Raw genomic sequence first — 10,793 nt, forward strand, 5'->3', positions numbered from 1 at the left:
ATATGTTTAAAAGAGACCGTATAGCACCCGCGCGCCCCGCCGGGGGCGCGCTGATACCGAACCAACGAGGTGGTGTGGCGATGGCGCATTCCGCAGTTGATCACGACGGGCATCACGGGCATCAGCAGTCGTTCTTCGAACGTTGGTTCTTCTCGACCAACCACAAGGACATCGGCACGCTCTACCTGCTCTTCAGCTTCATCATGTTCATCATCGGCGCAGCGATGAGCGTGATCATCCGCGCCGAGCTGATGCAGCCTGGCCTGCAGTTCGTGAAGCCGGAAACCTTCAACCAGCTCACCACCGTGCACGCGCTGGTGATGATCTTCGGTGGCGTCATGCCGGCCTTCGTCGGCCTGGCCAACTGGATGATCCCGCTGCAGGTGGGCGCGCCGGACATGGCGCTGCCGCGCATGAACAACTGGTCGTTCTGGCTGCTGCCGGTGGCCTTCAGCCTGCTGCTGCTCACCTTCCTGCTGCCCGGCGGCGCGCCGGCCGGCGGCTGGACCCTGTACCCGCCGCTGTCGCTGCAGGGCGGCTACAACGTGGCGTTCACCGTGTTCGCGATCCACGTGGCCGGCATCAGTTCGATCATGGGCGCGATCAACATCATCGCCACCGTGCTCAACATGCGCGCGCCCGGCATCGACCTGCTGAAGATGCCGATCTTCTGCTGGTCCTGGCTGATCACGGCCTTCCTGCTGATCGCGGTGATGCCGGTGCTGGCCGGTGCGGTGACCATGCTGCTCACCGACAAGTTCTTCGGCACCAGCTTCTTCAACGCGGCCGGCGGCGGCGACCCGGTGATGTTCCAGCACATCTTCTGGTTCTTCGGCCACCCGGAGGTGTACATCATGATCCTGCCGGCGTTCGGCGTGGTCAGTGAAATCATCCCCACCTTCAGCCGCAAGCCGCTGTTCGGGTACCAGGCCATGGTCTACGCGATCGCCGCGATCGCATTCCTGTCCTTCATCGTCTGGGCCCACCACATGTTCACCGTGGGCATGCCGCTGGGCGGCGAAATCTACTTCATGTTCGCCACCATGCTGATCTCCATTCCCACCGGGGTGAAGGTGTTCAACTGGGTGAGCACCATGTGGCGCGGTTCGCTCACCTTTGAAGCGCCCATGCTGTGGGCGGTGGCCTTCGTGATCCTGTTCACCATCGGCGGCTTCTCCGGCCTGATGCTGGCCATCGTGGTGGCCGACTTCCAGTACCACGACACCTACTTCGTGGTGGCCCACTTCCACTACGTACTGGTGACCGGCGCGGTGTTCGCGCTGATCGGCGCGGTGTACTACTGGTGGCCGAAGTGGACCGGGCGCATGTACAGCGAGTTCTGGGCCAAGGTGCACTTCTGGTGGTCCATCCTCTTCGTGAACCTGCTGTTCTTCCCGCAGCACTTCCTGGGCCTGGCCGGCATGCCGCGCCGCATTCCCGATTACAGCGTGGCGTTTGCCGACTGGAACCTGATCAGCTCCATTGGCGCATTCGGCATGTTCGTGACCCCCTTCATGATGGCCGCGATCCTGATCGCCTCGCTGCGCAACGGCGAAAAGGCCGCTGACCGTTCGTGGGAAGGCGCACGCGGGCTGGAATGGACGGTACCGTCACCGGCACCGGCGCATACCTTCACCGTGCCGCCGACCATCCGCCCGGGCGATCTGGCCCATGACGACATCACCCACTGAGGTCTGCCATGCATGACGTCCACCAGCAGGATCTGGCTGCCCGCCGCCAACGCGCCCGCCGCACCGCGCTGTGGGTCGGGGCGGTGGCGATCCTGGTCTATGTCGGCTTCATCCTGAGTGGGGTGCTGGGGCGATGAGCGAAACCCGCCCCGCACCGCATGCCGGGCTGCCGCGCCTGATCGCGGTGGCGGTGGCGGTGTTCGTGCTCACCTTCTCGCTGGTGCCGCTGTACCGCATCGCCTGCGAAAAGGTGTTCGGGGTGCGGCTGGAGCGTGGCCCCGGTGCAGCCGCCGTCGGCGCGCCCGGCGCGGCCAAGCGCACCGTGCGGGTGCAGTTCGATGGCGGCGTGAACTCCAAACTGCCGTGGGCCTTCCACCCCGAACAGCTGACCATGGACGTGGTGCCCGGCGAGCTCAACGAAGCGCTGTACTACGCGCGCAACGACAGCGACCGTGCGCTGGTGGGCAGCGCGGTGCCGTCGGTGGCCCCGGCCAAGGCGTCGGGTTACTTCAGCAAGACCGAATGCTTCTGCTTCACCGCGCAGACCCTGGTGGCGGGCGAGAAACGCGACATGCCGGTTCGTTTCATCGTCGACCCGGACCTGCCGGCCAACATCAAGACCATCACCCTGTCCTACACGTTCTACAAGAACGACGCGCTGTCGGCGCAGCTGGCCACGGCGACCCCGCCGGCCACCGCGCGCTCGGCACCCTGATACGTACCCGGATACCGATCATGGCCACCCAGCACAGCCCAGACGCCAACGTGTACTTCGTGCCCACCCACAGCAAGTGGCCCTTCATCGGCTCCATCGCGATGATGGTGACCATGGTGGGCGTGGCCAGCTGGCTCAATGATGCCGGTTGGGGCAAGTGGACCTTCTATGCCGGCATCGCGATGCTGGTGCTGACCCTGTTCTGGTGGTTCAGCGACGTGGTGCGCGAATCGCAGGCCGGGCACTACAACCACCAGGTCGACGGCTCGTTCCGGATGGGCATGGTGTGGTTCATCTTCTCCGAAGTGATGTTCTTCGGTGCCTTCTTCGGCGCGCTGTTCTACACCCGCAACCTGGGCCTGCCGTGGCTGGGCGGCGAGGGCGACGGGGTGATGACCAACGAGCTGCTCTGGGATGGCTATTCGGCCGCCTGGCCGACCAACGGCCCGGGCGCCATCGGCGGCCACTTCCAGACCATTCCGGCCTGGGGCCTGCCGCTGATCAACACGCTGATCCTGCTCACCTCCGGCGTCACCCTCACCATCGCCCACCACGCGCTCAAGGCCGGCCACCGTCGTCAGCTGCTGGTGTGGCTGGGCATCACCGTGCTGCTGGGCGCGTTCTTCCTCACCCTGCAGGCCGAGGAATACATCCACGCCTACAAGGAGCTCAACCTCACGCTGGGCTCCGGCATCTACGGTTCGACGTTCTTCATGCTCACCGGCTTCCACGGTGCGCACGTGCTGCTGGGCACGATCATGCTGATCGTGATGTGGCTGCGTTCGGCCAAGGGCCACTTCACCCGCGACAACCACTTCGGTTTCGAAGCCGCCGCGTGGTACTGGCACTTCGTCGACGTGGTGTGGCTGATGCTGTTCCTGTTCGTCTACGTGCTGTAGCGTCGGGCGGTATCAGCCGCCCACGCCGTGGGGTTTGATCCAGCCGCTGTAGATGCCGATGGCCACCAGCACGATCAGCGCCACCGATACCGCGATGCGGCGGGTGAGCGCATTGACCGTGCGTTTGGTCTGGCCACGGTCGACCAGCAGGTAATACAGCCCCGCGCCCAGATTCCAGACGATGACGATCAGAAACGCGATTACCAGCAGGGTCTTCAACGAATCATTCATGCGCAGCTCGAGGGCAGGGCGGGTATGCCTATCTGACCGCGTTTTGCCGGCGTTGTCATGATGCGCAAGCACACGCGCCTGATCGGCTGGGTCGCCGCCGTGCTGGTGATCATCGTGTTCTGCCAGCTGGGCCGCTGGCAGCTGCAGCGGATGCACGAAAAACAGGCGCTGCTGGACCAGCAGCTGCCGGCCCGTGCGCAGACCCTCAGCCTGGCCCAGGCGCAGGCCGCACCGGTGCAGCTGCGCTGGGTAGAGGACCACGGCCGCTTCCTTCCAGGCACGCTGCTGCTGGACAACCAGACCCGCGAAGGCCGCGCCGGCATCAAGGTGTACCAGTCGTTCCGCAGCGATGGCGGCGCGGTGGTGCTGGTGGACCTGGGCTGGCTGCCGATACCGGGCGACCGCACCCTGCCGGCCATCGTGCCGCGCGAGGGCACTGCCCACGTGGCCGGCCTGCTGGCGCCGCCGCCGGCCAGCGGCCTGGTGCTGGGCCCGGCATTCACCGCGACCCCGCAGCCAGGCGTGTGGCTGGCCAACCGCATGCCGCCCGCGGAAGTTGCCACCGCGCTGGCACTGCCCGCAGGCAGCCTGCACGGCCCGGTGCTGCGCCTGGACCCCGCGCTGCCCGGCGGTTACGCCCGCGACCTGGAGCTGCTGCCCAACACCCTGCCACCCAGCCGCCACCTCGGCTACGCCGTGCAGTGGTTCGGCCTGGCCCTGACCGTGCTGATCGTCGCCCTCGTCCTCGAATGGCGCCGGCGGCGCCCGGCACGCCCCCTCCTTCCATGAGAAAATCCCACGCATGAATGCCATCACCCCGGAACAGCTCAAGGCCCGCAACCGTGGCCGCTGGACCCTGGTAGCCCTGTTCGGCCTGTTCTTCGGGGCCATGGCGCTGGCCGGCGTGCTGCGCTTCGCCGGCTGGCAGCCGGCCGCCCACCGCAACACCGGCGAAGTGTTCACCCCGGCGGTGGACGCGCGCGCGCTGCCGCCCACCCTGGCCAACGGCCAACCGTACCCGTGGAACCCCGATGCCCATGTCTGGCGCATCCTGGTGGCGCCGGCCCCGGGCTGCGCGGCCGAGTGCGTCACTTTGTCGCAGGGATTGGACAAGGTGTGGCAGCTGTTCGGCCATAGGGCCGATAATGTCGAGATCCTGTGGCTGGGTACGCCGCCGGCCGAGGTCCAGGGCTTTCCCGCCCTGCGCGTGCTGGCCCCCCAGCCGAACCTGCGTGCCGTGTTGCCCGCCGTGGATGACGCCGCCGGCACGCCTGTGTATGTCATCGACCCGAACGGGTTCGTGATCATGCGGTATGCGCCGGGATTCGAATTGGCCGGTCTGCGCAAGGACATGGCCACGCTGTTGAAACTGAAGTGAGTTCCGTTTGATGAACCCCACCGCGCGCCCGGCGCTGCATCGCAATTTCCACCGTCTGGCGTGGTTCGCCCTGATCATGACGGCCAGCACGATCATGTTCGGTTCGTTCGTGCGCCTGTCCGATGCCGGCCTGAGCTGCCCGGACTGGCCGACCTGCTATGGCCGCGTGACCTGGCCGCAGCATGCGCAGGAAGTGATCGGCCACGAAGCGGCCAAGATCCGCCCGCTGGAAACCCACAAGGCGTGGCGCGAGCAGGTGCACCGTTTCCTGGCCGGCGCGCTGGGCATTGAAATCCTCACCCTGGCGCTGCTGGCCACCCGCCGCCGGCGTTGGGGCACCACTGCCGTGGTTACTTCGTGCGTGCTGGTGGCTACCGGCATACCGCTGTACATGATGGGCATGCACGTGTCGGCCAGCATCCTGGCCATCACCGGCGAAGTGATCCTGCTGATCGCCGCGTTGCGCTGGAACAACATCGACCTCTCGCGCGCGGCCTTGCTGACGCTGGCGGTGGTGATCTTCCAGGCGCTGCTGGGCATGTGGACGGTGACCCTGCTGCTCAAGCCCATCGTGGTGATGGGCCACCTGCTCGGCGGCATGCTGATGTTCGGGCTGCTGGTGTGGATGGCCTGGCGCGCCACGCACATGCCGATCACGCTGGTGCAGGCGCCGAAGCTGAAGTGGCTGCTGCGCATCGGCGTGGCCGTGCTGGTGATGCAGATCGCGCTCGGCGGCTGGGTGAGCGCCAACTACGCCGCGCTCGCCTGCGGTGGCGGCAGTGCCTCGCTGGATAATTTCCCGCGCTGCGTGAGCCAGTGGTGGCCGCAGCACGACTTCAAGGAAGGCTTCACCCTGTGGCGTGGGATCGGCGTGGATTACGAAGGGGGCGTGCTCGATGGCGCCTCGCGTATCGCCATCCAGATGGCGCACCGGATGTTTGCCGTCGTCGTGGCCGTGTACCTGCTGTGGCTGGCGGTGCGCCTGTACCGGCTGCCGAGCATGCGCGGCTGGGCGAGCGCGCTGGGGCTGCTGGTGGTGCTGCAGATCACCCTGGGCATCCTGAACGTGAAGCTGGCGGTGCCACTGGAAGTGGCGGTGGCGCACAGCGGCGGCGCGGTCGCGCTGCTGTTCGTGCTGGTCACACTGATGGCGCGCCTGCGCGCACCTTCCGAAGCGCGCGATGAAGTCGCTGGAGCGACACCATGAGCGTTCGGCAGTATTGGGATCTGACCAAGCCGAAGGTCGTGGCCCTGATCGTGTTCACCGCGCTGGTGGGCATGTTCCTGGCCATTCCCGCATTGCCCACCGCCGAGCAGGCCGTGCGCGGCGCGCTGGGGTTCCTTGGCATCTGGCTGGCAGCGTCCGCCGCAGCCGCCATCAACCAGCTGCTGGACGCGCAGATCGACGCGCAGATGGCGCGCACCTCGTGGCGGCCGCTGGTGGTGGGCAAGGTGAAGCCGTGGCAGGTGCTGGTGTTTGCCAGCGCGCTGATCGTGCTGTCGATGACCATCCTGGTGGTGTGGGTCAACGTCATCACTGCCGTGCTGACCTTCGCCTCGCTGATCGGCTACGCGGTCATCTACACGGTGTACCTCAAGCGCGCGACCTCGCAGAACATCGTGATCGGCGGCCTCGCCGGTGCCACCCCGCCATTGCTGGGCTGGGCGGCCATCACCGGCATGCAGGGCCCGATGGACTGGGCCTACGCCTCGCTGCTGGTGCTGATCATCTTCATCTGGACCCCGCCGCACTTCTGGGCGCTGGCGATCTTCCGCCGCGAGGATTACGCCAAGGCCAAGATCCCGATGCTGCCGGTGACCCACGGCGTGGCCTACACCCGCAAGTCGATCATGGCGTACTCCATCGCCCTGGCCATCGTCAGCATCCTGCCCGCTGCAGTGGGCATGAGCGGCATGTTCTACCTGGGCGGCGCGGTGGTGCTCAACGCCGTGTTCCTCTGGTACGCCTGGCGCATGCTCAACCCGCCGGATGAGCTGTTCTCGATGAAGATGTTCGGCTACTCCATCGTCTACCTCATGGCGCTGTTCGCGTTCCTGATGGTGGACCACTGGATGCTGCCCTTCCTGTGAGCTTCCTGCGCCGCCCTTGAAACCGGCCGTGGCGTCGCCATTGCTTTCATGACCCCAACAGGACGTGACGGCATGAAGCGATGGCTCTGGATGGCTGTGATGGTGGCTTCGATGGTGTGCGGCCCGGCCGCTGCCGCGCCGGCAGGCGGTGTCGGTGACACCGCAACGCAGATCGTGACCCTGGTGGGCAACCACCGGCTGGTGGTGCTGGGCGAATACCACGGCACCGCCGAGACACCGCTGCTGGTGGCCGACCTGATGGAGCGCTACAGCCGCGACAACGCACCGGTGCGGCTGGGGTTGGAGCTGCCGATGAGCGAGAACGCGGCGCTGGCGCGGTATCTGCGCTCCAACGGCGATGCCGATGCGCGCGAAGCACTGCGTACCTCGCCGTTCTGGCGGGTGAAAGACGGCCAGCATGACGGGCGCCGTAGTCGCGACATGCTGGCGTTGATCGAAACGCTGCGCGTGCTGCGGGCGCAGGGTCGCGATATCGGCGTAGCGGGCTACGACATTGAAATCAGCGCGTACGACAGCGACGTGGATCGCGACGCGGAGATGGCCACCCATGTGCGCCAACAGTTCAACGCCCTGCCCAGCGCGGCGCGGATGCTGGTACTGACAGGCAACGTGCATGCGATGCGCCACCCGTTCGAAGATGCGCCCCCGGAAATGCAGCATCGCACCATGGCGGCTTTCCTTCTGGACCTGCCGCTGTACAGCGTGCGCGTGGAAGCACTGCGTGGCCACACCTGGCATTGCATGAGCCCCTGCCGGGCGATGCCGCTGCTCGAGCGGCCGGCACGCGATCCAGTTGCCGACACGGACCCGGACCGCTCGTATGACGTATGGGTGTACCTGCCGGAGCTGAGCGTAGGCACGTTGACCGACCGCTGACTCCGGTCAGCGCGGATCACGGTGGGCTGGGACGGCTTTGGTAGGGTCGCTTCCCAAACGACCGCCCGTAGCAACGATCACCGCGATGGCGGCATGACCCTGGCCGGCGCCACGTCGCAAAGCGAAGGTCCGATGATTGTCATGCCCACCATCGGCTGATCACCGCTATCGGCGGTCGTTTGGGAAGCGACCCTACCGAGCGTCGCTATCGTCCCGAAGGTGCTGTCGGAGAACGCCGCGTCACCTTGTACTCCTTGACTCAACTGCTTGAATCAGGATCGATGTCTCACTTCCTCATGCGGTTCGCGGCCTATACAGAGGTCGCGAGTTGACTCGCGTGCATGAGGAGAAACGGATGCATTCAACCACGATTCCCGGACTGAGCCTGGTCACACTGTTGCTCGCCATCGTCCTCCCTGTGGGATCAACATACGCATCATCGGAGCAGGCCGACGCCGTTGGCCAATGGTTGAGCGATCGCGCGATGCGGGCAGCCGAGAAGGATGAGGCACAAGGCGCAGCACGAAGCCTTGAAGAAGGCGTCTATCGCCTTATCCCATTGGCCGAACTGGACGCTCCCGAGCCAGTCAAGGAATACTTTCGCGAGCAGTTCCAACGCAGTCGCTCGGGCGTGGTACGGGTGCCGAAGGGCACTATTCCATCCCAACAGGCGCTCATCATGGCGCTGCCGAAGGTATGGCGATCCGATGCGATCCTGCGTCAGCGGCTGCCGAATCCTCCAAGCGATCTGCAGAAGACCTTGCTGGGCGCCGCGGAAACGATCGGCATGGAGCCAACAGGTACCATTGAAGGGCTGAAATCCTCCGGGCTGTCCCGCTTCTATCGCGTCAACGACATCGGAATCGTGGAATTCAATGAAAAGAATTTCCGCGTCCCGGGAGGGGTGATCGAGGCCTTCGTGGAGGCACAGAACACCGATATCAACGGCACCCCGGGGCAGATCGAGATGGAGGTTGATGGCCAGGGTCGCAGCCGGGCAACGCTGGTATGGGCTGGGAAAGACAAGGTCTACACCTTGACTGCCACGGGTGACGGAGACGTGGAGCGCAAAGCCATCGTATTGCAGCAGATCGCCGCTGCCGTGAGGGACTGAAGCAGCGGCGAGGGCCAGCGGTAGGGTCGCTTCCCAAACGACCGCCCGTAGCAACGATCAGCGCGGTGGTGGCATGACCTAGGCCGGCGCCACGTCGTAAAGAGCAGTCCCAATGATTGTCATGCCCACCATCGGCTGATCACCGTTATCGGCGGTCGTTTGGGAAGCGACCCTACCAACATCGCCGCGTACCGCGTACCGCGTGCTGCGTGCTGCGCCGTCACTCCAATGGCGCGGGGTTCACCACCGGGTCTCGCGCAAACCGCTGTGCTATCACCGCGCAGACGATCAACTGGATCTGGTGGTAGATCATGATCGGCAGCACGATGGCGCCCAGGCTGCCGCCGGCAAACAGAACCTTGGCCATCGGTACGCCGGTGGCCAGGCTCTTCTTGGAGCCGCAGAACAGGATGGTGATGCGGTCTTCGCGGTTGAAGCCCAGCCGCCGTGACAGGAAGCCAATCGTCGGCATGGCGATGCCCAGCAGTACTGCAGCCACCACCGCCACCGTGAGCAGCGACAGCAGCGGGGTCTTGCTCCACAGCCCTTCGTTCACCGCTTCGCCGAACGCCGAGTACACCACCAGCAGGATGGTGCCCTGATCCGTGTAGCGCAGCAGCGCGCGCTGGCGTTCCACCCAGCGGGCGATCCACGGGCGCAGCAGGTGGCCGGCCACGAACGGCACCAGCAGCTGCAGCATGATGCTCAGGATGGCCTGGCCGGGGTTGTGCATGCCGCCTGCGGTACCGGCCAACAGGGCCAGCAGCAGCGGGGTGAGGAACACGCCGAGGATGCTGGACAGCGAAGCGCTGACCACGGCCGCCGGCACGTTGCCGCGCGCCAGCGAGGTGAACGCGATCGATGACTGCACCGTGGACGGCAACGCGCACAGGAACAGCACGCCGATATACAGCTCGGGGGTGAGCAGCCAGCCATCCAGCGGTTTGAACGCCAGCCCGAACAGCGGGAACAGCACGAACGTGCAGGCCAGGATGGTCAGGTGCAGGCGCCAGTGCAGCAGCCCGCCCATGATTGATTCGCGCGGCAGGCGCGCACCGTGCAGGAAGAACAGCGCGGCGATGGCGACGTCGGTGACATCGTCCAGCACCATGGCCGCAGGACCGTGCATCGGCAGGAACGACGCCAGCAGCACGGTGCCGAGCAGGGCGAGGGTGAAATTGTCCGGTCGCAGGCGCGACCACCAGCGGGTCATGGTGGGCAGGCTCCTGTAGAGCAGGGGGAAAGGGGGTGATGCGGCAGCAGGCTCAACGCGCGGTGTCCTGCTCGAGCAGGGTGCGGGTCTGGGCTTCCAGCGAGGTCATGCCGGCGTCGCGGCCGAACTGCAGGGCCTGTTCGGGGGGTGCGCCCTGGCGCGCTTTCATCAGGGCCAGCAGCGCGCCGACGCGATTGCCGGAGGCGCAGTGCAGCAGTACCGGGCCGTTGGCCTGGGAAAGTGCGGTCTGCAGAGCCTGCACGTTGGCGGGGGTCAGGCCGGCAGCACCGGCGACCGGGATGCGCACGTAGTGCAGGCCGAGCGACGCAGCCGTGGCGGTTTCGTCGAAGCCGCGGTCTTCGCTGGGTTGGCGCAGGTCGATCACGGTGGTGAGGCCGGCCGTTGCGGCCTGCTGCAGTTGTTCTGCCGTCGGTTGTCCGCCGGTGTAGAGGTCTTCGGCGGGATTCCTGAAGGTCAGGGTCAGGTCGGCTTCGGCCAGCGAGGCAGGGCCTCGCTCTACCAGTCCGTCATCCGGCCCATTCTGCGTAGAGCGAGGCCCTGCCT

General features: G+C 66.0%; 13 protein-coding genes. 10 read left to right on the forward strand and 3 right to left on the reverse strand.

Features of this window, described 5'->3' with window-relative positions; translation table 11 throughout:
• The first annotated feature begins 80 nt into the window (after positions 1-80).
• From ctaD to QMX79_RS17810, 4 genes are read left to right on the forward strand one after another with little or no spacing between them, the layout of a single operon-like run.
• Positions 81-1,691 (forward strand): cytochrome c oxidase subunit I, encoded by a 1,611-nt coding sequence (gene ctaD / locus QMX79_RS17795; RefSeq protein ID WP_282247948.1) that lies wholly within the window; start codon positions 81-83, stop codon positions 1,689-1,691.
• An 8-nt stretch (positions 1,692-1,699) separates the two neighbouring features.
• Complete coding sequence (locus QMX79_RS17800) at positions 1,700-1,828, forward strand: hypothetical protein (protein ID WP_256947664.1); 129 nt, start codon at positions 1,700-1,702, stop codon at positions 1,826-1,828.
• Positions 1,825-2,406, forward strand: a complete 582-nt coding sequence (locus tag QMX79_RS17805; RefSeq protein ID WP_282247950.1) for a cytochrome c oxidase assembly protein — start codon at positions 1,825-1,827, stop codon at positions 2,404-2,406. Before QMX79_RS17800 ends, QMX79_RS17805 begins: the two co-directional genes overlap by 4 nt.
• A 20-nt stretch (positions 2,407-2,426) precedes the next feature.
• Complete coding sequence (locus tag QMX79_RS17810; protein ID WP_282247951.1) at positions 2,427-3,305, forward strand: cytochrome c oxidase subunit 3; 879 nt, start codon at positions 2,427-2,429, stop codon at positions 3,303-3,305.
• Between the two features lie 12 nt (positions 3,306-3,317).
• Here the strand turns inward: QMX79_RS17810 and QMX79_RS17815 are convergent, their stop codons facing one another.
• Entirely contained in the window at positions 3,318-3,536 is a 219-nt protein-coding gene (locus tag QMX79_RS17815) for a twin transmembrane helix small protein (RefSeq protein WP_068848753.1), read from the reverse strand.
• 57 nt (positions 3,537-3,593) lie between these two features.
• On the opposite strand from QMX79_RS17815, the gene QMX79_RS17820 reads away from it, so the two are divergent.
• The 6 genes from QMX79_RS17820 to QMX79_RS17845 all read left to right on the forward strand — a co-directional run bounded on the left by QMX79_RS17820 (position 3,594) and on the right by QMX79_RS17845 (position 9,016).
• Positions 3,594-4,325 carry an SURF1 family protein gene (locus QMX79_RS17820; RefSeq protein ID WP_282247952.1) on the forward strand — a complete coding sequence of 244 codons (732 nt, stop codon included), beginning with the start codon at positions 3,594-3,596 and terminating at the stop codon, positions 4,323-4,325.
• 13 nt (positions 4,326-4,338) lie between these two features.
• A complete protein-coding gene (locus QMX79_RS17825) occupies positions 4,339-4,914 on the forward strand; it encodes a hypothetical protein (RefSeq protein ID WP_093532971.1) in 576 nt (191 codons plus the stop codon).
• Positions 4,915-4,924: 10 nt separating this feature from the next.
• Positions 4,925-6,121 (forward strand): COX15/CtaA family protein, encoded by a 1,197-nt coding sequence (locus tag QMX79_RS17830; protein ID WP_282247953.1) that lies wholly within the window; start codon positions 4,925-4,927, stop codon positions 6,119-6,121.
• Positions 6,118-7,005, forward strand: coding sequence for a heme o synthase (gene cyoE / locus QMX79_RS17835; RefSeq protein ID WP_282247954.1), 888 nt, complete (start codon positions 6,118-6,120; stop codon positions 7,003-7,005). Before QMX79_RS17830 ends, cyoE begins: the two co-directional genes overlap by 4 nt.
• Before the next feature lie 72 nt (positions 7,006-7,077).
• Entirely contained in the window at positions 7,078-7,902 is an 825-nt protein-coding gene (locus QMX79_RS17840; protein ID WP_282247955.1) for a calcium-binding protein, read from the forward strand.
• Between the two features lie 355 nt (positions 7,903-8,257).
• Positions 8,258-9,016 carry a hypothetical protein gene (locus QMX79_RS17845; RefSeq protein WP_282247956.1) on the forward strand — a complete coding sequence of 253 codons (759 nt, stop codon included), beginning with the start codon at positions 8,258-8,260 and terminating at the stop codon, positions 9,014-9,016.
• 220 nt (positions 9,017-9,236) lie between these two features.
• On the opposite strand, the gene QMX79_RS17850 is transcribed toward QMX79_RS17845, so the two are convergent.
• Positions 9,237-10,229 carry a bile acid:sodium symporter family protein gene (locus QMX79_RS17850; protein WP_282247957.1) on the reverse strand — a complete coding sequence of 331 codons (993 nt, stop codon included), beginning with the start codon at positions 10,227-10,229 and terminating at the stop codon, positions 9,237-9,239.
• 52 nt (positions 10,230-10,281) lie between these two features.
• A complete protein-coding gene (locus tag QMX79_RS17855; protein WP_282247958.1) occupies positions 10,282-10,728 on the reverse strand; it encodes a protein tyrosine phosphatase family protein in 447 nt (148 codons plus the stop codon).
• Positions 10,729-10,793: the final 65 nt, after the last annotated feature.

This window comes from Stenotrophomonas sp. PS02300 (assembly GCF_029959395.1).
GTDB lineage: Bacteria > Pseudomonadota > Gammaproteobacteria > Xanthomonadales > Xanthomonadaceae > Stenotrophomonas > Stenotrophomonas maltophilia_AD.

Bases quoted from the DNA above. Each gene is read 5' to 3' on its own strand.
- ctaD (WP_282247948.1), top strand. From the start codon at position 81: ATGGCGCATTCCGCAGTTGATCACGACGGGCATCACGGGCATCAGCAG.
- QMX79_RS17800 (WP_256947664.1), top strand. From the start codon at position 1,700: ATGCATGACGTCCACCAGCAGGATCTGGCTGCCCGCCGCCAACGCGCC.
- QMX79_RS17805 (WP_282247950.1), top strand. From the start codon at position 1,825: ATGAGCGAAACCCGCCCCGCACCGCATGCCGGGCTGCCGCGCCTGATC.
- QMX79_RS17810 (WP_282247951.1), top strand. From the start codon at position 2,427: ATGGCCACCCAGCACAGCCCAGACGCCAACGTGTACTTCGTGCCCACC.
- QMX79_RS17815 (WP_068848753.1), bottom strand. From the start codon at position 3,536: ATGAATGATTCGTTGAAGACCCTGCTGGTAATCGCGTTTCTGATCGTC.
- QMX79_RS17820 (WP_282247952.1), top strand. From the start codon at position 3,594: ATGATGCGCAAGCACACGCGCCTGATCGGCTGGGTCGCCGCCGTGCTG.
- QMX79_RS17825 (WP_093532971.1), top strand. From the start codon at position 4,339: ATGAATGCCATCACCCCGGAACAGCTCAAGGCCCGCAACCGTGGCCGC.
- QMX79_RS17830 (WP_282247953.1), top strand. From the start codon at position 4,925: ATGAACCCCACCGCGCGCCCGGCGCTGCATCGCAATTTCCACCGTCTG.
- cyoE (WP_282247954.1), top strand. From the start codon at position 6,118: ATGAGCGTTCGGCAGTATTGGGATCTGACCAAGCCGAAGGTCGTGGCC.
- QMX79_RS17840 (WP_282247955.1), top strand. From the start codon at position 7,078: ATGAAGCGATGGCTCTGGATGGCTGTGATGGTGGCTTCGATGGTGTGC.
- QMX79_RS17845 (WP_282247956.1), top strand. From the start codon at position 8,258: ATGCATTCAACCACGATTCCCGGACTGAGCCTGGTCACACTGTTGCTC.
- QMX79_RS17850 (WP_282247957.1), bottom strand. From the start codon at position 10,229: ATGACCCGCTGGTGGTCGCGCCTGCGACCGGACAATTTCACCCTCGCC.